Source organism: Leptospira ainazelensis (genome assembly GCF_016918785.1).
Classification (GTDB): Bacteria; Spirochaetota; Leptospiria; order Leptospirales; family Leptospiraceae; genus Leptospira; species Leptospira ainazelensis.
Window position 1 is genome coordinate 121,183 of the sequence record NZ_JAFFPT010000045.1, and the last position, 17,929, is coordinate 139,111.

Consider the following 17,929-nt stretch of genomic DNA (forward strand, 5'->3'; position numbering starts at 1 on the left):
CGCTTCCGTCGGATTCGAATCGGCGGAGGCGTTCCTTAAAGAATAAAATCAATCTCCGCTGTATTGACTTCCCACCACGGCTAAAGTGACGGTAGCTTTAGCGATATGTTTTTCACGATTTTTATGAAGTGCATAAACGTCCGAATTGACTACGATCACAGTGGCTCCGTGATAGAAAACTTTCGATTCACAACGAAGGCGATTTCCGATTCCTGGTCTCAAAAGATTCACTTTAAATTCCAAAGTTAAAACGACTTGTTTGGCGCCGACTAACGTGCCAGCCGCACCTCCCGCGGAATGATCCGCAAGAGTGGAGATTACTCCTGCATGAACATATCCGTTTTGTTGTAGATGTTTATCTTGGATGTCCACAAAAGTGCGCAACTCGCCTAATTCTATAGAATCGATCTGGATTTCCAGAAGTCGGATGAAGTTGGCTTTTTGGAATATATTTCGAACACGGTCCTTATAATTAGGATCTTTCGGTTTTACTTCTTTTCCCATGGAAACTCAGAATGAAAAAGAAAAATAGAAAATCAAATAATTTATCCGAGAGAAATAGTTTTATATAAAATTTTTACGGCCTCCGTTCTTTTCGGAGCTATGGTCCTTAAATTCTCATCTCGACCGATTCGTTATTTTGGGTTTTGGAAAGTGAATCTTCGATCAAAAGTCAACGAGACGAAAAAACGATTTTTATAGCGATAATCAAGTAGTTACGAAAAATTTAAAGTTTAGAAAAGGATCTGTTTAAAGGAAGAGTTTTGTTCCAAAAAAGAAAAAACGACGTTATGGAGAAAATCGAAACTGGATAAATTTTCTCCATAACTAGATATATTCGTATATTATTATTTTCTTAAAGTCTCCGTGGCGCTTCCCGCGGCCCAAGTCCCTTCCAGGAGACGTCCGCCATTCTTCACTTCGTAGATCACGGGGTCGGCTTGTCCCCAATCGACTGTAAGAGTACTTCCGTCCAAAGACCCCGTTCCCGTAAAAGTTTGTCCGGCTACGGTCCAAGTAAAAAGATATTCCCCGTTGGATTGAGTGATCGTCACCGATCCGCCGTACGAGGAACCGTCAGGGTTGGTTCCGGCCACTTTGTATTTGCCGCTGATAGAAGAAGGGTTGATTTGACCGATCTGCGCGCTCGCAGTTGAGATAAAACCGAACACAAAAGCAACGATGAAAAGCCTTGAAACGATTCGAAACATTTTCGTTTTCTCCTTAAAGATAAAAGAGTAGAATAGTCTGTTTAGAATTTTAAAAAAGTCAATAAATTATTCAGAAAAAAATAGGCTACTTCGAAATTTCTATCGGTGGAAAGAATTCGATATGAAATTCCTAAATTCCACCGTTTGTTTTCTATAAAATGATTTGATAAGTATTTCGCTCTATGAATGATGCCAAGGCCTGCCCGGTTTTCGAAAGAAACGAAGGTCATTATCCGGAAGGAGCTCCGAAAATTATGTTTGGAATGAACTATATACAATTCGATTCGATGACGCATGTCATTCTTTATAAGAACGGTAAAGTTTCGAAAGAAGGAAGAGGACTTTCCTTTTTTTACTTTGCGCCCACGAGTTCGATTTCCGCTATTCCGCTGGGGAGTAACGATTTACCGTTTATTTTTAACGAATCGACAAACGATTATCAGACGGTTTCGATTCAAGGACAAATCACTTATAAGATTTCCAACCCGAAGGCCTTATCCGAACTTTTGGATTTTACGGTCGATGCAAAGGGAACTTATAAGAAGAATGAAATCGAAAAACTCAATCAGAGAATCATCAATTACGCCCAGACATCCACTTCTTCTTACATTCATGGAATCGGTTTGAAAGATTCGATTCGTTCCGCAAAAACGATCGAAACCCAAATTCTTCAAGGACTCCAATCTTCTTCCGCGATTTCCACTCTGGGGATCGAAATTCTAAACGTGAATATTCTCGCGATTCGCCCCAATCCTGAAATGGAGCGCGCCCTTGAAACCGAAACCCGAGAAAAGCTACAGCAAGAAGCGGATCAGGCGATCTACGAAAGAAGAAATTTCGCGGTGGAACAAGAACGTAAAATCAAGGAAAGCGAATTGAATACGGAGATTGCCGTAGAAGAGAAGAAAAAACAAATCTCCGAAAAGCAAATGGAAGCGAAGATCATGGAAGCGGACAACAAAAGAAAACTCCGAGAGATGCAGGTTCAAGCCGATATCGCAGTCGAAGAACAAAGAAAAAAATTCATCGATACAAAAACCGCCAACCAAAGAAAGGAAGCCGAGGCTCAAGGGTTTGTCACGGAAACTACCTTGAAACCTTTCCGCGATATAGATTGGAGAACGTTAGTCGCATTGAATAACAATCCGGATCCGAGATTTAACATCGCTCTTGCCTTTAGACAACTGGCCGAAAACGCCGAAAAAATCGGAAACCTCAACATCAGCCCCGATCTTTTAGAGAATCTTCTTCAGGAGAAAAAAGATTTTAAAAAATGAGCGTCGAGTATGCGATCGTTGTAAAGAACAAAACTCGGCTTGAAGCCCTTGTTGAAAGATTCAATACGAAACAACAGGCAAAGTTTTATATAGAAAGATTGGGTGGAAAGTTTGAGGAATATGAAATCGAACACGAAATCTTTCACGAATCTCTGGATACGATTCAAAAGAAACTTTCGAAAACCATAAAATATAAAATCGTAGAAAGAATCTTTCTTCCTTCCTTTCTTTTTTCCGAAAAAAATCTTATAGTTACGATCGGGCAAGACGGACTCGTCGCGAATACGGCTAAGTATTCGAAAGGGGTCCCGATCGTTGCGGTCAATCCGGACGCGGAAAGATACGACGGAGTGTTACTTCCTTTTGATCCTCACAATTTTATTTTCGGAGTCGAGAACGTGATCGGCGGTCGTTATTCTTCCAAGACGGTTCGTTTTGCGGAAGCAAAGCTGAACGACGGACAAAGATTGCTCGCATTCAACGATCTTTTTATCGGACCTTCCTCTCATACTTCCGCTCGTTATAAAATTTCATACGATCAGAATTCTGAAGAACAGTCTTCCAGCGGGATCATCGTTTCCACTCCGGCGGGAAGTACGGGCTGGCTCAGTTCCATATTCAATATGGCTTACGGAGTTACCGGCCTTTTTGAAAAGGAATTAAAACTCAAACGCCCGGCGCTCCAAGAAGATCAGCTTTTGTTCGCGGTCCGAGAACCGTTCCAGAGCGTTCGAACACAAATCGGAATCACCGCCGGAGTTCTTACTAACAAGTTTCCGCTGACCGTTGAATCTCTGATGCCTTCAGGAGGAGTGATCTTCAGCGACGGGATCGAATCGGATTATTTGAAATTTAATTCGGGAACGGTCGCGACGATCGGAGTTTCGAAAGAGAGCGCGAAATTAGTTCTGAAGAATTGATTCGATAAAAGGAATCTCAATGTTCCGGAAATTTACTCAGAGCTTCTCGAATTAAATCCCGCATAAAAGTTTTATAGAATAGAAAAAAATCGAACCAAAATATAGTTGCCTTGGTAACTAATAATGTTATATTCGCAAAATGGTTTCAGTAAAGGACGCGTACGGATTCTTAATCGTAAGATCCAATCGCCTGTTTCGATTGCACTTCCAAAGATTCTGTCAACGTAACGATATCGATATCAGTCAAGAACAATGGTTTTTGTTGAATAAGATCGCGCAGAGCGAGGGATTGACTCAAGGTGATTTGACGGATGATTTATTCGGAGATAAGCCGAACATTTCTCGTATGGTTGAGAAGATGGAACAAAAAGGTTGGATAAAAAGAGTAAACGATCCGGAAGACCATCGAATCTTGCGCCTTCATCTTACCAAAAAAGGAAATGCGACTCATGAAAAGATGACAAACATAGTCGGGGAAGAACGAAGTAAAATCTATTCAGGTTTAAGTTCGAAAGACTTCAAAGAATTCGAAAGAATCATCGGAATCTTAGAGAAGAACCTTTTGGAGAATTTATAGGAGTGCACTTGCGATTCTAATAAAAATGAAAAAGATAATCAATCATGCGATTACCTTGTGGATGATACCGTTCTGGACGTTGATTCTCGATTGCGGTTTTGTTTCTCATAAACAACACCGAGCGATTCGTTCGGCCGAGGTCTACAATACGGCGGAATACGGATTTTCTCAGGGAATCATCACGGATTCACCTAAAACAATTTATCTATCAGGCATCGTAGGCTGGAACAAAAAGAGAGGACTTCCGGATCCGAATCGTTTCGAAACACAGACAATCCAGATTTTCGAAAATCTAAAACTCCTATTGAAATCGGAAAATGCGACTCTGGACGATGTTCTGCGTCTTGAAGTTTTTATCGTAGGAATCGATACGAACAAACTAAAGGAGTATTCAAAGATCTCTGCGCAATTTTTTAATTCGGGACATAAGCCTGCTTCTACAGTGATCGGGGTCGAAGCGCTTTCGAGAGAAGGTCTTTTAATTGAAATTCAAGCGACGGCTTCGATCCGTTGATTTTTTATTAAAAATAGTTGCCATGGAAACTATACGATTCCTAAGATGGAAAGCGTTAAATAGTTGCCATAGCAACGTATTAAGAGGAAAATTTTATAGGAGTAGGTATGAAACTAATTCAGTTTTTAACGACCATTTTTATGACGACGGCAATTTTCGCCAATAACGAGGAGGCTTCTTTAAAAAAGCAAATCCATGAATTCGTAAAGGCGGGTGATGAAAGAAACACGGATAAATTGGAGAACGTTCTGCATAAGGATTTTCGCCTCTATGCGTTCGTAGGCAATTCAAATCAGCCTTGGGAAATGAATCGGGAAGGTTATCTGGGTGCTTTGAAAGAAGGAAAAATCGGAGGGAAGCCGAGGACGTTGAGCATAACTTCCTTGAAAAACGAAGGAAATCTTGCTTATGCGACGTTGGTAATGAAATCCAGTGAAATGAGTTTCGTTGTCAATCAGCAGTGGGTCAAAACGGAATCCGGCTGGAGACTTCTGCAGGATTTAGCGAACGCGCAAGTGTTAAAAAAATAATCGAAAGAAGTAATTTTGAATCGGGGTCGATTCTTATTGCAACGACCCCGACAATTCCCGATCGCTTAATCGGTCCCACCGCGGAGCGTTACTTTTCATTCTTTCCGTTTCCGAATTTTAAGATCGCTTTATGAAACGGAAGATAACAGATTGTAGAAAGCCCTTTGAGGGACGTTATCTCTCTTTCCCATTAGGAAAGGATTGATTTTTCCAAATTCTATAATCCTCTTTCAGACAATTTCCACAAGGCCTGAATCCGTTTTTTTCCGCACTTGTCTTTGAAGAGAAGAACACACGATTCACTTTTTTCATTCTTTTACCGGAGCTACAATTCAGTTTCCCGTAAATCCTCAGACGAAGATTTCCTCCGAAACGTATATTCAAATTTCGGATTTCTTTTCTCAAACGGATTTCATCTATTTCGGTATGGCGAATCATTAGTTCAACTTTTAGCATCATGGAAAATGATGCCTAACGTGTGTCGTTCTCCGCGATGAATTTCGCTTACACCGTGTTTCATATGAGCGCGATAATATCCTTTCTTCCCTTTAGCAGGTCTGAAATTCGTCGCGAAAAAAATCATATCTCCTTGCTCCGGTTTTAACACGATCGCTTTGGATTGAGCTCTCGGAATCGATTGAGTTATCACAAACTCGCCGCCGCAGTAGTCTTGATCCGGTTGATTTAAAAAGATGGCAGCTTGTATCGGAAAATAAACTTCTCCATAAAGATCCTGATGTAAGGTATTGAATCCGCCGGTTCCGTATTTTAAAATCAAACAGGTAGGTTTTGTTTGTTCGTTATCGTGACAGATTTTTCTGAGTTCTGAACATTGGTCCGGAAATTTCTTTCCGATACTCAATAAGTTCATCCAGGAGTTTGCAATCGGGGATAAATACGGATAAATATTTTCTCTTAGGATTTGTATCCAATCGGGCAACGGATCATCAAAATACTTATATTCTCCCAATCCGAATCTAAATCTTTCCATCGTAACCGTTTTACGATACAATCTAGATTGATCATAGAGTTGAATACAACTTTTGCATTCGGAAACGGAAATGAACTTCGGAACGGTTACAAATCCTTTTTCATGCAGCTCTTTTGTTACATAAGACCAATCTATTTTTTTGATCTTAGAATGGATTGAAATCCCGGAATCGGATACGAAAACCTGTGAACGATTTTTCATTCGAAAATTATATTTCACTGAGCGGTTTTCGAAAACCCGATTCTTGCTTTTAGCGTGAAAACTCGGTCTAACGTTGAAAAATTCTACCGAGCGAACGAAGAGGCTTCATCGAAAGCCTCGATGGAAATTTTCGCTTTTTTCCGAATACCGTTCAATTTGTTTGAAAAGAGGATTCCTGTTTCACCTTATATCCCAGAAAGAAAAGAATGAGCCCTCTCAGGGAATCCAGAAACAAAGGATATAACGTTCCGAAAAAAATCCACTGATACAATCCGATGATAAGAAGGTAAAAACAGAAAGGAACGAGCCAGACGAAAAAATTCATTTTCCCATCCGCTAAAAGAAAGAAGGAACGAACTTGAGAAAAAATGAATATTATCGCGGCAAAAATACTGAACATATCCATTGAAAAAAATTCGTTCCCGTTTACGGCTTTAGGTATCGCGATCGAATAGGCGTAGACGGTTCCGATCGAAATGGAAAGAAGGATAAGAATCAAAAGAATCCATTTCAGCGGAGAGTGATTTCGATTTTTTACAGGCGAAGTCAGAAATGATAGAATTGTAATGCTCATAAAAAGAAGAAGAGTCTGGTAAAAAAGATTCATGATTGACGTTCCTTTGTTACAAGTTTAGTCGCAAACGCGATGAAAAAGATTCCGATTGCCGAAATATAAAGAAAAAGATCGAATCTTGGCATTCCAAGAAGATTCCCGGTTTTTCCGATCCAAATTCCGTCTACGATAAAGAGCAACGCTCCTGCTAAAATGAACATCGCCGAGTTTTTTAGATCCTTTTCCAAAGGACTTCGTTTTAAAATATTCGCGGAAGAAACGATCAAAACTGCCGAGGTCGCGACTCCTATCGCGAGTTTATAAATTCCGCTTAAACCGAGAACATGGGATAAAATCGACAATGTGATAAGCGTCAGTAATAGTATTGAGTTTATCTTATTATCAAATTGAAAGCCTGTGGAAATCGAAAAAAAGGGTAAGCACAAAAGGGGGAATGCGATTTCCTGCGCGGCGTGTTTTAACACAGAATGAATTCCTTCCGTATAAGAAGGGGAAAAGGCAATCAATCCGTATAAAAAAGCGGTGAGCGAAATCGTAAAAAAACCGAAACTGACCAATCTCCATTTTGCCGATCCAATTAGAGTCCAAAAGCCGTATGCCGCCGAGAGGCCTACCGGGATGTCTGCGATTGCAGTGCTGATTTTAAATTCTTCCATACGAATACCTCGATAGAAATGTATCTCATTTTTAGAGGTTGTTCCTATCGTGTTCTAACATGGGAATGGTTTTAAGTTTTTTCCTTGAGAATCGATTTTCTAAATTGGTTCGGAGTTACTTTTTCTTCCTCTAAAAAAACTCTATGGAAGGTTGTAAGGGAGTTGAATCCCACTTCGAGTGCGATCGTAAGGACGGTACGTTTTGGATCTTGGATTAGAATTTGTTTTGCTTCCCGGATACGGAATAGATTTATCCATCGATTGAAAGAATTTTTCAGCGTATCGTTCAGATATTCGGATAGCTGATGTGTGGAAAGTCCTGAAATTTTCGCGACGTCCGCGATTCTTAAATTTTCGTTTCTATAGACACGATCGATTTCCATAATTCTATCCAGAATTTTTGCTATCTCTTTAGGATCTTTTCCGTGAAGATAAGTTCTTCTGTGCTCCGGATTCTGAGCCTCCGATCTAAGATACTCGGTCAGTTTCGGATAGAGTTGTCCGGTCGAATGTACGATAAAAACGACGAAGGATGCGATGAGAGAAGAATATTGTAATGTCCGATAAATTTCCAAGATCGATAGTAATGATAGAATTACCGAAATAAGCGAGATTCCTAATATAGAAAGAGCGAAAATTTTTCTTTTTTCCAATAGGGATCCGATCTTGAATCGAATTAGGATTTGAAAAAAAGAAAATAGGATATAGATGATAATCGAAATATTGCTCAGAGACAGGACAATCCTAAAATTTCCCCGATTTTGAAGGGAGACGATACCGTAAAAATTTTCCTTCGGAAAGAATTCAGTTTGATATACAAGGAGAATCAAAAAATAAAAAAATCCCGGAATGAAGTTCCAAAAAACTTTCGGCGAAAAACGCGGTAGTGGACGAGGGTCTAAAATACCTTGAATATAAAGATAGAGCAAAGGTCCGAGAAAGAACAGGAGAGGAACGTGGACTGCAGTAAAAACTCCGATTTCATTTTTGAAAACTCCCTGAATGAGAAGAATGAGGTAGAGTTGAGAGAATCCAAAACAAAGATAGAGCAAAGAAGTGTAGATGGATTCCCGAATTCTAAACTTAAGAAGTTGGATCGATCCAATCCAAATGGAAAGAATGCTTACAAACTTCGCAAATTCCAAAAGTATCAGTTCCACAAATTCATTTGTGGAAGAGCTTCTTAAAAAAGAAATATATTATTTCAAAAATAAACGATGGCGGGAGAGTTTTAGAGTTTCTAAAAGAATCGATACAAAAGGAAGATAGAATCGACAAGATTTTAGAACTTTGTTTTCAGTTTTAAAAAATCGAATTTCCTTTTTGGCCGCCGTTTTGCCATTTTTTTTATGTCCTGAAATTTCGATTTTTTAACCGGTTCTTGTTGCCGAGGATTCAGATCTTTTTTTCTAACTCGCAAGGTTTAAGAAAAAAGCCGGCTTCAGTCGAAACTGCCCTTTTTGAAAATTTTTGGAATTTTAGAATTGACGGAATTGGATATATCGTTAATTTTAGATATGTAAATATGAAAAAAAATCAAGGATTGGATGCGGAAGTTCAAGAATTTTTATCGGCTTTAGCGAGTGAAACCCGGCAAACCCTTCTCTTATCTTTTACGGATGGAAAAGAGAAAACCGTCGGAGAACTCGTTGAAATTTCCGGTTTAGGACAATCCACAATTTCCACTCATCTGAATCAGCTGAAAAAAGGCGGAATTCTGATTAGAAGAAAATTGGGAAAGGAAGTCTATTATAAACCGAACCGGGAGAAAATTTTGGAACATTTATCCAAATTGTCGGGATATCTTCGCGGATGTTGTTGATTTTTTTTATTTATCAAATCGTTAAATTTAGATATTTAGGAGTGTAGATTTATGTCGTTTTTAAAAAATTCAGTTAAACGGCTTGGATTTCCGATTTTATTTTTTTCTTTGGTCTGGATTTTATTTCGATATCCAGGCAATGTTTGGATCGGATACGGATTCGTTTCCTTTTTGGTTTTTTTGGGGATTCTTTTGGAACGATTTCTTCCGTTTGAGAAAGAATGGAACAAAAAAGATTACGATCGAAAATCGGATTTTGTTTTCTTTTTGATTCAACCGATCTTAGCGCCTCTGACGGGAAGTTTGGTCGCACTTGCTACGATTCAATTTATGAAATACTTTGAGATTTCTTCTCCCGATTTACAGGATACGTCCTTAATCTTTCAAGTTATTCTGGGTATGACTTTATCGGGATTGATTCCTTATTGGCTTCACCGATTTGCACACGTCGGAGACGGTTTTTTGTGGAGAGCGCACTCGATTCATCATTCTCCCAAGAAATTATATTGGATGAACGCATTTCGTTCTCATCCTTTCAACACGATTTGGAATACCGCGGGTTTATTGTTGCCTTCCGTAATTCTCGGTATGCACACGGATGCGGTTTTGATAGTCGGTTTGTTGAATAACTTCGTATCGATTTTTAATCATATGAATATCGATTTCCGTTTAGGATTTTTAAATAAGATTTTTAATATGAACGAACTACATCGCTGGCATCATTCCGAAATTCCATCCGAAGGAAATAATAATTACAGCGCGGGAGCTTTTGCGATTTGGGATCATATTTTCGGATCCTACTTTCTTCCTAGTAAGAAAATGAATCCTCAATCCGTGGGTTTATTCAAGCCGGAAGCTTATCCTTCCGGATCCTTGATCAAACAATTTTTGTTTCCGATTTGTAAGTGTTAATAAATTCTTTTATATTCGAGAGAAGAGGCGCCTCTCTCGAATGGGAAAAACACGCAAGGGTTTCTAAGCCGTTTGTTGTAAGAATCGTTCAAAGACCATGATTTCATTTTTAAAAAGAAAGTTAGACGTCATTGTAAAAATCGGGAATTTATCCGTTGCTCCCGCGTTTGTAAGCCTCGGTTTTTTATTGGCCTTTTTATTCGTACCTTTTTTGAAGGAGATCGCGGATCGAAATCCGAATCTTTTTATCTGGGTGGTTTCCCCTTTCTTTTTAACGGCCGGGACTTTTCTTATGACTAAGTTAGGTCTTTACGTTATAATTACCGGAAAAGCAAAACAGTCCTTGATTCCCGGAATCTTAGAATCCGAAATTCCGGAATTTTTTGCTCGGATTCTGGGCGTTTTTTACTTTATGTTGGGAGGACTTGCGGTTCTGATCGGAACCGTTATGCTCCTTGTCTCCTTATTCTAAATTTTAAAATAAAAAAACGGAAAACAAAAACCTATACGGCTTTTGCCGTTTTTTTTTTATCAAACGAATGATAGAAACGATTTTATCATTCGTTTGCGTCGACCAACAAAAAGTTTGGAGTAACCTGCCGTAGTTTTCTTTTGGAATAGGATCCCTTATCCGAAGAGGCCTTTTGTTTCCAGATCATTCCATCCATCGTGTTCGGGCCATTCTTTACTTGATCGTAAAGCGGTTGGGTCGGTTTAGGTTTACACCAGACTTTTCGTTATCCCAACGAGGTTCATCGGATGAGTTTTTACGAACTTGTAAATCATTATCGCGTTCAGGAAGCCTGTAAACTTTTGAGAGAGGAACGTCAAAAGGGAGTTTTGGATATCGGCTTTGAAGTTGGTTTTAATTCGAAGTCGGCGTTTAATTCTCAATTTTTAAAAGCTACCGGTTTCTCTCCGGCGCTTTATCGAAAGAATCGGCTTTCCAATTTCAAGGGATAAGAATTAGGATTTTTATTGAATAGCCCGGTAATTTTCCCTCTTAATTCGGCATCGCTTTTAGCTAAGGGAACGAGATCCTAAGAATCTACGTTAAAAAAAAGCATCATTTTTATTTCATCTTCGTCTTTAAAAAGAAAAGGAGATTGAAATGGAAAATTTACCCGTAGCAGTGCTTGGAGCAGGCCCCGTAGGGCTTGCCGCCGCAGCACATTTAGCTGCACGAAAGCAAAAATTCATCCTATTGGAAATGGGGGAAGATGTTGGAAATAACATTCGCACCTGGGAACACGTTCGTCTCTTTTCGCCTTGGAAATACAATGTGGACAAGGTTGCAAAAAGTTTGCTCGAATCTGCCGGCTGGATTGCTCCGAATGAGGATGAGTTGCCGACCGGATCGGATCTATATAATAAATATCTAAAACCTCTTTCGTTACTACAGGAGATCGATTCCAACCTTTATCTGAATCGCAAAGTTGTATCGGTAGGACGTAAAAATTTTGATAAGGTGAAGACGAAAGATCGCGATTCAGTTCCATTTGTGATCGAGGTCGAGAATGAAGATAAATCGCGCGAACATCATGAAGTGAGGGCCGTCATCGATACAACGGGGACTTGGAATTCTCCGAATCCGCTTGGTTCCGGCGGAAATTACGCGATTGGAGAAAAGGAAAATCATAAGAAAATCTTTTACGGAATTCCGGATGTGAAGGGTTCTTTGAAAGAAAAGTATAAAAATAAAAACGTCGTCGTAGTTGGAGGCGGCCATTCCGCGATGAATGTGATCTTAGATTTAGGAGATTTGAAAAAAGAATATCCTGAAACGAAGATTCACTGGGTTTCCCGAAAGGCGGAGATCGAAAGCTCACTTGGCGGAAAAGAAAAAGACGGATTACCGGCGAGAGGTTTACTTGGAATTAGAATCGAAACCATGTTGAATCATGGTGAAGTTTTATCACATTCTCCTTTTCTAATACACGGCGTTTTTCCTGAAAAAGGAAAACTTTTTCTCATAGGATTTCAAAATGGTCAAGAGATCGTTTTGTCTGAAATCGACGAAATTATTGCAGCAACCGGTTCTCGACCTGACTTTTCTTTTTTACGAGAAATTCGTTTGGATCTTGATATTGCCGTTGAAAGCGCCGAGAAGATTGGGATTTTGATCGATCCGAATATTCACAGCTGCGGTACGGTTCGTCCTCATGGCGCGAATGAATTAGCGCATCCGGAGAAAAATTTTTATATCGCCGGTTCTAAAAGTTATGGCAGGGCCCCTACGTTTCTTTTGGCAACGGGTTATGAACAAGTTCGTTCGATTGTCGCGGCTTTGGTTGGTGATAGAGAAGCCGCTAATAGAGTTGAGTTGGATTTGCCGGAAACCGGAGTATGTAGCACCGATAGAAGTTCCGCAGCAGCAGCGTGCTGCAATGTTTCTTAGATTTTGAATGATTGAATCTTACAATCATTCTTTAGAATTAAGAGGAAGGCCGAATGATAGGCTTCCTCTTTTTGCGTCTTTGGCATTAGGATTTTCATGTCTGGGCGATGCACTTCTTTATTCTTATCTTCCAGTAAACGCCGAACAGTTAGGTTTTCCTTTTTTTTGGGTGGGAATCCTGTTGTCAGCTAACCGATTTGTAAGAATCTTTTTGTTCCCTTTAATCGATACCTTTGTTAGTAAATTCGGTTTTCGTAATGTATCATTATTTGCGGCTGCGGTTGCGGTTATTACCACCGCGTCTTACGGGTTAAATATTCATCCGATATTATTACTCGTCTCGAGGATTTTTTGGGGTTTTTCTTTCTCAATACTTCGGCTTTCCTACTTATCGCATTCACTGTTGAGTTCTCGCCCCGGCGTTTCTCTCGGTTTAGGTAAAGGTATTCATGAATCCGGCCCGATTTTTTCCTTACTCTTCGGTTCCTTGTGCTTAGAAATCTTAGGAGCTCAGTCAACTTTTTTTCTAATGGCTATCATCTCGCTTCCATCGATCTTTTTTTCCTGGAAAATTCAAGATCAAATCAGACTTAAAGAAACTTCTATAAAAGTTAGATTTAGATTCGGAAAATTAAAAACCGTAAATTTACTTTCATTTATTTCAGCATTTACGGTGGACGGAGTGCTCGTTGTTTCGCTCGCATATCTTCTATCGAATTCTTCGGAAACCGTTTTGTTTCTTCCAATCTATGGAATATCCGTTTCGATCTGGCTGGGAGTAAAACGGATATTTTCGATTTTATTTTCTCCTATAGCCGGGAGGTTTACCGAAAGATTCGGATTCGAAAGAGTTTTTCAATTTTCATTATTCTTTACGTGTATTGGAGTTTTGATTTTACCCTTGTATTCGCTTTTGATAGGATTAATCGTCGTTTTTATTTTTAACGGAGTTCATGCCGCGATCGGACCGGGAAGGGCTGCTATGGAGGAAGAGGATCGTTCTTTCGCGGCCTCTAGGAATTCCTTTTGGTCCGACATAGGCACGGCTCTCGGTACACTTTTCGGAAGTCTTTTTCTCTACTCTGAAATTGTTACGTTTTGGGTTCCGATAATTTTAAGTCTAAGTATTATTCTTATTTTAATCTTACAAAAAATAAAAAACAGAAGGATCGTTTATGGAGACAATGTCAAGTTTATACAATGAATTTAATGGAAAACTTTTTAATTATATTCGCAGCAAGGTTAATTCTTACGAAGATGCCGAGGATATTCTTCAGGAAGTATTTTTAAAGATATTACAAAAAAGTGAATTACATATTTCGGAAAAGATAAGACTGAAAGATTGGGTTTTTGTAATTACCAAAAACTCGATAATCGACTATTACCGAAAAAAGGGAAAATGCGATTTTAGTTCTTCGATATCGGAGAATTTTTCCCAAAAAATCGAAGAGGAACCCTTCGAAGGAACCATGAAGGCTTTGAGTATTTGTCTGGATAATTTTATCGATCTTTTGCCGGACGAAGATAGGAAAATATTGAAGGAATCCGAAATCGAAAAAGTGAAACAACGGGAAATCTCTTTGCGATATGGAATTCCTTATTCTTCTCTCAGATCCAAAATTCAAAGAGGTCGTATGAAATTAAAAAAGATGCTCGTAGATTGTTGTAAAGTTGAATCCGATCGAATTGGAAACATATTAACGATTACACAAAAGAAAAACCAATCGGGTGAAAACCTTTACCGTTGTGAAATCGATCGATTTCGATACGAATAAGAATTCGTTCTATGACCAGCTCCTTTCTTGCGCTTCGATCATTTTGATAGAATAAAATATTGTTTTGAGATAGGTTGTAACTGAAAAATGCATCATTTCTAATCTCGAACGTCTTTAGGTTTATCGAGTCCAAGTGAAATTTCACGGTTTCTCTGGTCGCTATATTCTAAGGTTGGTAATGATGGATTTAAACGAAGAATGTTGTTTAAAGCGATTTTATTTTATGAACGGTAATTTTTACATTCCTCCTTGTGATCCACAGTGTGGGCACGGAAGAGGTTACTTAGATAGTCTAGGCGGCGATCAGGATGGAAACTTTGCGAAACCCGAAAAATCCAAAGGGTGGCAAAAATTAATTCTCGTAGTCAAGAGATTGCCCTTCCTGCGTTTTATTCTTGCGAAAGTATCTGTTCATTAGCCGATTCTTATTTTGTGTCGAATGCCTTTTTTCAAAAAAGACTTTCCGACTTTTCCAAGGAGGAAATGTCTTCGAGACAACGTTCTCCTTGAAGGCGATTGTTGCGGGAAAGAATTTGTTTTGGAACCGGGTAAGCCCTCATCTTTTCGGAGGGAAAGGTTTGAAAGAATTGGGATATGGATTCTTTCGAATTTATTTTTTCGTCAAGCCAAACCTCGTAGCTTTCAGGAGGAAGAAGGACCGGCATTCTTTTTTTATCGTGATAGTATGCGAAGAGGTCGTTTGCCGGAGTTGTGATGATCGAAAACGTTTGAAGAGACTCTTGGGTTTGTGGATCGGTCCAGCGAGAATAGATTCCGGCCATTCCGAAAGGTTCGTCGTCTTTCATTCGGATCGCGTAGGGTTGTTTGTTTCCGGATGGACCCTTTGATTCGTAAATCGCGTCGCAGGGTATGATACAACGACTGTGAAGGATCGGTTCTTTAAAAGATTTGAGTTCGAAGATGGTCTCGGATTTTGCGTTGAACGTCGTAAATTCAAATGCCGCCTTTAGACTCGGAGACCAAGAAGGAACCAGCCAGAACATTGCGTCTTCTACCGTATAATCGATTCCTGGTTTTAAAATGATCATTGCCCCTTCGGTAAAAGAAACATTGTAACGATTCGGCGCTTCGTTTATCGATTTTGCAAAACGAAATACGTTTGCCTTTGACCATCGGGAGGATTGCGCAAATTTGTTACACATAAAAACTCAATCGGATTCTTTCCAAGAATCGAGGAAGGATTGGATCCGTCAAGATAGGAAAGAACGTTCTGAAAACGAGTTTTGTTTTTCCGTTAGCGAGGTTCTCGATAATTTTTGGCGAGTCGCGTTTTTACAATCCTTTCCATCGGTTTTATGTTATATAGAATTCTCATGTGTGGAAAAGTTTTGTAAAAAACTTCGAGGTTTGAATCGAAATTCTCCTTGTTAGAATTTTTTTAAAACACGTTTCCATTTGTTCAGAGGAAAAGATGCATCCAAAATTAACGCTCAAAAAAAATATTTCCATCCAAGCCCCTATCTCCAAGGTCTGGAGCGCGATGATCGATCCCGAAGTGATCAAACTCTATCTCTACGGAACTCAGACCATTTCCGATTGGAAGGTCGGAAGTCCGATCGTTTTTACGGGAATTTGGGAAAATCAATCCTACAGAGATCATGGAACGATTCTGAAGTTTGAAAAAGAAAAAGTTTTTCAGTATAACTATTGGAGCACGTTTTCAGGAATTCCCGATATTCCCGAAAACTACTCCGTTATCACGATGGAATTGAGCGTGGACGGAACTTCGACATCTCTTTCTTTGACACAGGAAAATTTTCCTACGCAAACTTCTTATGAACATTCAAATTCTGGCTGGGATCATTCTCTGAAGATCCTAAAAGATCATCTGGAAAAGTGATTTTTTCATGCGGCAGAGATGTGGAGCGTGCGAAGCAGTCGTCTCGTTTGAGACGACCGTAGGCGTTAGCCGAAGCGCGGAACAAGCTCGTTCCTGCGATTGGAAGATCGCATCGAATTTTTTCGACGGATTCGAGCAGGAGCCGCCCGAAAAAAAAATTATGCGGTAGGTTCGATCTTGGAAAGAATTTCCCGAATCTTGTCTTCGCTTCCTTTCGGAGTTAGAATCAGAAGAACATCACCTTCCTCTAATTTAGTTTTTCCTGTTGGAACTATATGTCCGTCTCCCCGATAGATCAATGTGATCAAAGAATTTTCCGGGAAGTTCAAGGAATAGACGAACTTTCCCACTACGCTCGATCCATAAGGAACTATAAATTCCAAGAGATTGGAATCGCTCTGTTCCCGATTTTCAAATTCAAACGGATACGAGGCCCTTTGTTCGAGGGGCGCGTCGAGTCCGAGCCATCTCACGACCTGAGGTACGCTCGTTCCCTGAAATAGTAGCGAGATTAAAACGGTAAAGAAGACTAGATGAAAGATTTTCTCCGATCCTTCCACACCTTGCGCGAATGGAAACGTCGCTAAAATAATCGGCGCAGCGCCTCTGAGTCCGATCCAAGAAACGAGTAACTTTTCTCTTATACTGTATCCCGATCGAAAGAGCGAAATGAATACGGCCATCGGTCTTGCGAAGAACACGAGAAAAAGCGAGAATAGGATCCCGGTTCCGAACAAAGGAGGGATTCTACTCGGATAGACAAGCAAGCCTAACGTTAAGAACATGATGATCTGCATGAGCCACGCGATTCCATCTAAAAATCTAAGATTACTCCGTTTGTGAACAAAGGATTGGTTCCCGAGTACGAGTCCCGCGATATAAACGGCTAAGAAAGGGTTTCCTCCGATCAATTCCGTCGCGGAATAGACAAAAAGAACCGAGGCAGATATCAAAACCGGATACAATCCTTCGTATTCGAGTTTGATTCGATTGAGTCCTTTGAAGATGAGATATCCGAACAAAAGACCGGCTCCGGTTCCGATCGAAAATTGCATAAAGATGTGAAGCGCCAGTTCTCCGGCTTTAGGAGGATTCGGTCCTAAAAGACTCAAAATGCTTACGGTCAAAAGTACGGCTAAAGGATCGTTGCTTCCCGATTCCAGTTCTAAAAGGGAAGTCAGTCCTTTTTTCATTCCCGTGTTTCTGGTTCTTAGAACGTTAAATACCGCCGCCGCATCCGTAGAAGAAACCACAGCGCCTAACAGGAATCCGATGATCGGTGAAAATCCAAGAACATAAACCGAGAAAAACCCCATTGCCGCCGCAGTGATCAATACTCCCAAATTTCCGAGAAGAATTCCTTTCCAGAGAACCGGTTTGATTTTTTGCCATTCCGTTTCCAGTCCTCCGGAAAAGAGGATATAGGCGAGCGCTATGGAACCGACTTGTCTCGCGAGAAGCGGGTTATCAAAATCGATTCCTCCGGGGCCGTCCGATCCTGCGGCCATTCCGATCATGAGAAAGAGTAGAAGAGAGGGGAGCCCGAATTTGGAAGAAATGCGAAGAAGGCCGATGCTGAGAATGATCAGACCGGATAGGACGAGAGTGCTGATTTCAAATTCCATTCAATACCGTATTTGTAAGATTCTATTTTATGGATCGTAGACGAAAATTCGAAAGTTTCTCGCCGCTTTTTCAAGGATAAAAGAA

Annotated in this window: 21 protein-coding genes and 1 pseudogene; 13 read left to right on the forward strand and 9 right to left on the reverse strand. The window is 40.0% G+C overall.

Annotated elements, in window-relative coordinates:
• Positions 1–48: 48 nt before the first annotated feature.
• Complete coding sequence (locus JWG44_RS11685) at positions 49–504, reverse strand: PaaI family thioesterase (protein WP_205275127.1); 456 nt, start codon at positions 502–504, stop codon at positions 49–51.
• A gap of 344 nt (positions 505–848) precedes the next feature.
• On the reverse strand, positions 849–1,211 hold the full coding sequence (gene lfb1 / locus JWG44_RS11690; protein WP_205275128.1) for an LIC10280 family protein: 363 nt from the start codon (positions 1,209–1,211) through the stop codon (positions 849–851).
• A 182-nt stretch (positions 1,212–1,393) separates the two neighbouring features.
• Here lfb1 and JWG44_RS11695 point away from each other — a divergent pair, with 182 nt between their 5' ends.
• The 5 genes from JWG44_RS11695 to JWG44_RS11715 all read left to right on the forward strand — a co-directional run bounded on the left by JWG44_RS11695 (position 1,394) and on the right by JWG44_RS11715 (position 5,029).
• On the forward strand, positions 1,394–2,488 hold the full coding sequence (locus tag JWG44_RS11695) for an SPFH domain-containing protein (protein WP_232371611.1): 1,095 nt from the start codon (positions 1,394–1,396) through the stop codon (positions 2,486–2,488).
• Positions 2,485–3,408 (forward strand): NAD(+)/NADH kinase, encoded by a 924-nt coding sequence (locus JWG44_RS11700; RefSeq protein ID WP_205275129.1) that lies wholly within the window; start codon positions 2,485–2,487, stop codon positions 3,406–3,408. Before JWG44_RS11695 ends, JWG44_RS11700 begins: the two co-directional genes overlap by 4 nt.
• Before the next feature lie 139 nt (positions 3,409–3,547).
• A complete protein-coding gene (locus JWG44_RS11705) occupies positions 3,548–3,985 on the forward strand; it encodes a MarR family winged helix-turn-helix transcriptional regulator (protein ID WP_205275130.1) in 438 nt (145 codons plus the stop codon).
• Positions 3,986–4,010: 25 nt separating this feature from the next.
• Positions 4,011–4,499 carry a RidA family protein gene (locus JWG44_RS11710; protein WP_205275131.1) on the forward strand — a complete coding sequence of 163 codons (489 nt, stop codon included), beginning with the start codon at positions 4,011–4,013 and terminating at the stop codon, positions 4,497–4,499.
• Between the two features lie 107 nt (positions 4,500–4,606).
• Positions 4,607–5,029, forward strand: coding sequence for a nuclear transport factor 2 family protein (locus JWG44_RS11715; RefSeq protein ID WP_205275132.1), 423 nt, complete (start codon positions 4,607–4,609; stop codon positions 5,027–5,029).
• Positions 5,030–5,203: 174 nt separating this feature from the next.
• Here the strand turns inward: JWG44_RS11715 and JWG44_RS22680 are convergent, their stop codons facing one another.
• The 5 genes from JWG44_RS22680 to JWG44_RS11740 form a co-directional block, all read right to left on the reverse strand.
• Positions 5,204–5,488 carry an Ada metal-binding domain-containing protein gene (locus tag JWG44_RS22680; RefSeq protein WP_408611959.1) on the reverse strand — a complete coding sequence of 95 codons (285 nt, stop codon included), beginning with the start codon at positions 5,486–5,488 and terminating at the stop codon, positions 5,204–5,206.
• Positions 5,472–6,221: a 2OG-Fe(II) oxygenase gene (locus tag JWG44_RS11725; protein ID WP_205275134.1), complete on the reverse strand. Its 750-nt coding sequence runs from the start codon at positions 6,219–6,221 to the stop codon at positions 5,472–5,474. The genes JWG44_RS22680 and JWG44_RS11725 overlap by 17 nt, the downstream gene beginning before the upstream one ends.
• 151 nt (positions 6,222–6,372) lie before the next feature.
• Complete coding sequence (locus JWG44_RS11730) at positions 6,373–6,828, reverse strand: hypothetical protein (protein WP_205275135.1); 456 nt, start codon at positions 6,826–6,828, stop codon at positions 6,373–6,375.
• Positions 6,825–7,451 carry a hypothetical protein gene (locus JWG44_RS11735; RefSeq protein WP_205275136.1) on the reverse strand — a complete coding sequence of 209 codons (627 nt, stop codon included), beginning with the start codon at positions 7,449–7,451 and terminating at the stop codon, positions 6,825–6,827. Before JWG44_RS11735 ends, JWG44_RS11730 begins: the two co-directional genes overlap by 4 nt.
• 71 nt (positions 7,452–7,522) lie before the next feature.
• A complete protein-coding gene (locus JWG44_RS11740; protein ID WP_205275137.1) occupies positions 7,523–8,611 on the reverse strand; it encodes an AraC family transcriptional regulator in 1,089 nt (362 codons plus the stop codon).
• 365 nt (positions 8,612–8,976) lie between these two features.
• On the opposite strand from JWG44_RS11740, the gene JWG44_RS11745 reads away from it, so the two are divergent.
• From JWG44_RS11745 to JWG44_RS11775, 7 genes and pseudogenes are all read left to right on the forward strand, one after another.
• Positions 8,977–9,273 (forward strand): ArsR/SmtB family transcription factor, encoded by a 297-nt coding sequence (locus JWG44_RS11745; RefSeq protein ID WP_205275138.1) that lies wholly within the window; start codon positions 8,977–8,979, stop codon positions 9,271–9,273.
• Positions 9,274–9,324: 51 nt separating this feature from the next.
• Entirely contained in the window at positions 9,325–10,185 is an 861-nt protein-coding gene (locus tag JWG44_RS11750; RefSeq protein ID WP_205275139.1) for a sterol desaturase family protein, read from the forward strand.
• Positions 10,186–10,282: 97 nt separating this feature from the next.
• Complete coding sequence (locus JWG44_RS11755) at positions 10,283–10,657, forward strand: hypothetical protein (RefSeq protein WP_205275140.1); 375 nt, start codon at positions 10,283–10,285, stop codon at positions 10,655–10,657.
• A gap of 275 nt (positions 10,658–10,932) precedes the next feature.
• A pseudogene (locus tag JWG44_RS11760) lies at positions 10,933–11,148 on the forward strand (helix-turn-helix domain-containing protein); the annotation flags it as partial.
• 148 nt (positions 11,149–11,296) lie between these two features.
• Entirely contained in the window at positions 11,297–12,583 is a 1,287-nt protein-coding gene (locus tag JWG44_RS11765; RefSeq protein WP_205275142.1) for an NAD(P)-binding domain-containing protein, read from the forward strand.
• A 7-nt stretch (positions 12,584–12,590) separates the two neighbouring features.
• The gene (locus JWG44_RS11770) at positions 12,591–13,787 is read left to right on the forward strand and encodes an MFS transporter (RefSeq protein ID WP_332460789.1); all 1,197 of its coding nucleotides are present in this window, start codon (positions 12,591–12,593) and stop codon (positions 13,785–13,787) included.
• Positions 13,768–14,358 carry a sigma-70 family RNA polymerase sigma factor gene (locus JWG44_RS11775; RefSeq protein ID WP_205275144.1) on the forward strand — a complete coding sequence of 197 codons (591 nt, stop codon included), beginning with the start codon at positions 13,768–13,770 and terminating at the stop codon, positions 14,356–14,358. Before JWG44_RS11770 ends, JWG44_RS11775 begins: the two co-directional genes overlap by 20 nt.
• 449 nt (positions 14,359–14,807) lie before the next feature.
• Here the strand turns inward: JWG44_RS11775 and JWG44_RS11780 are convergent, their stop codons facing one another.
• Positions 14,808–15,521: an SOS response-associated peptidase gene (locus JWG44_RS11780; RefSeq protein WP_205275145.1), complete on the reverse strand. Its 714-nt coding sequence runs from the start codon at positions 15,519–15,521 to the stop codon at positions 14,808–14,810.
• A 269-nt stretch (positions 15,522–15,790) separates the two neighbouring features.
• Here JWG44_RS11780 and JWG44_RS11785 point away from each other — a divergent pair, with 269 nt between their 5' ends.
• Entirely contained in the window at positions 15,791–16,219 is a 429-nt protein-coding gene (locus tag JWG44_RS11785; RefSeq protein ID WP_205275146.1) for an SRPBCC family protein, read from the forward strand.
• A gap of 158 nt (positions 16,220–16,377) precedes the next feature.
• On the opposite strand, the gene JWG44_RS11790 is transcribed toward JWG44_RS11785, so the two are convergent.
• A complete protein-coding gene (locus JWG44_RS11790; protein WP_205275147.1) occupies positions 16,378–17,844 on the reverse strand; it encodes a potassium/proton antiporter in 1,467 nt (488 codons plus the stop codon).
• Positions 17,845–17,929 lie beyond the last annotated feature (85 nt).

Excerpts from the sequence above, each read along its gene's own strand:
- JWG44_RS11685 (WP_205275127.1), bottom strand. The coding sequence starts at position 504 with ATGGGAAAAGAAGTAAAACCGAAAGATCCTAATTATAAGGACCGTGTT.
- lfb1 (WP_205275128.1), bottom strand. The coding sequence starts at position 1,211 with ATGTTTCGAATCGTTTCAAGGCTTTTCATCGTTGCTTTTGTGTTCGGT.
- JWG44_RS11695 (WP_232371611.1), top strand. The coding sequence starts at position 1,394 with ATGAATGATGCCAAGGCCTGCCCGGTTTTCGAAAGAAACGAAGGTCAT.
- JWG44_RS11700 (WP_205275129.1), top strand. The coding sequence starts at position 2,485 with ATGAGCGTCGAGTATGCGATCGTTGTAAAGAACAAAACTCGGCTTGAA.
- JWG44_RS11705 (WP_205275130.1), top strand. The coding sequence starts at position 3,548 with ATGGTTTCAGTAAAGGACGCGTACGGATTCTTAATCGTAAGATCCAAT.
- JWG44_RS11710 (WP_205275131.1), top strand. The coding sequence starts at position 4,011 with ATGAAAAAGATAATCAATCATGCGATTACCTTGTGGATGATACCGTTC.
- JWG44_RS11715 (WP_205275132.1), top strand. The coding sequence starts at position 4,607 with ATGAAACTAATTCAGTTTTTAACGACCATTTTTATGACGACGGCAATT.
- JWG44_RS22680 (WP_408611959.1), bottom strand. The coding sequence starts at position 5,488 with ATGATGCTAAAAGTTGAACTAATGATTCGCCATACCGAAATAGATGAA.
- JWG44_RS11725 (WP_205275134.1), bottom strand. The coding sequence starts at position 6,221 with ATGAAAAATCGTTCACAGGTTTTCGTATCCGATTCCGGGATTTCAATC.
- JWG44_RS11730 (WP_205275135.1), bottom strand. The coding sequence starts at position 6,828 with ATGAATCTTTTTTACCAGACTCTTCTTCTTTTTATGAGCATTACAATT.
- JWG44_RS11735 (WP_205275136.1), bottom strand. The coding sequence starts at position 7,451 with ATGGAAGAATTTAAAATCAGCACTGCAATCGCAGACATCCCGGTAGGC.
- JWG44_RS11745 (WP_205275138.1), top strand. The coding sequence starts at position 8,977 with ATGAAAAAAAATCAAGGATTGGATGCGGAAGTTCAAGAATTTTTATCG.
- JWG44_RS11750 (WP_205275139.1), top strand. The coding sequence starts at position 9,325 with ATGTCGTTTTTAAAAAATTCAGTTAAACGGCTTGGATTTCCGATTTTA.
- JWG44_RS11755 (WP_205275140.1), top strand. The coding sequence starts at position 10,283 with ATGATTTCATTTTTAAAAAGAAAGTTAGACGTCATTGTAAAAATCGGG.
- JWG44_RS11765 (WP_205275142.1), top strand. The coding sequence starts at position 11,297 with ATGGAAAATTTACCCGTAGCAGTGCTTGGAGCAGGCCCCGTAGGGCTT.
- JWG44_RS11770 (WP_332460789.1), top strand. The coding sequence starts at position 12,591 with ATGATTGAATCTTACAATCATTCTTTAGAATTAAGAGGAAGGCCGAAT.
- JWG44_RS11775 (WP_205275144.1), top strand. The coding sequence starts at position 13,768 with ATGTCAAGTTTATACAATGAATTTAATGGAAAACTTTTTAATTATATT.
- JWG44_RS11780 (WP_205275145.1), bottom strand. The coding sequence starts at position 15,521 with ATGTGTAACAAATTTGCGCAATCCTCCCGATGGTCAAAGGCAAACGTA.
- JWG44_RS11785 (WP_205275146.1), top strand. The coding sequence starts at position 15,791 with ATGCATCCAAAATTAACGCTCAAAAAAAATATTTCCATCCAAGCCCCT.
- JWG44_RS11790 (WP_205275147.1), bottom strand. The coding sequence starts at position 17,844 with ATGGAATTTGAAATCAGCACTCTCGTCCTATCCGGTCTGATCATTCTC.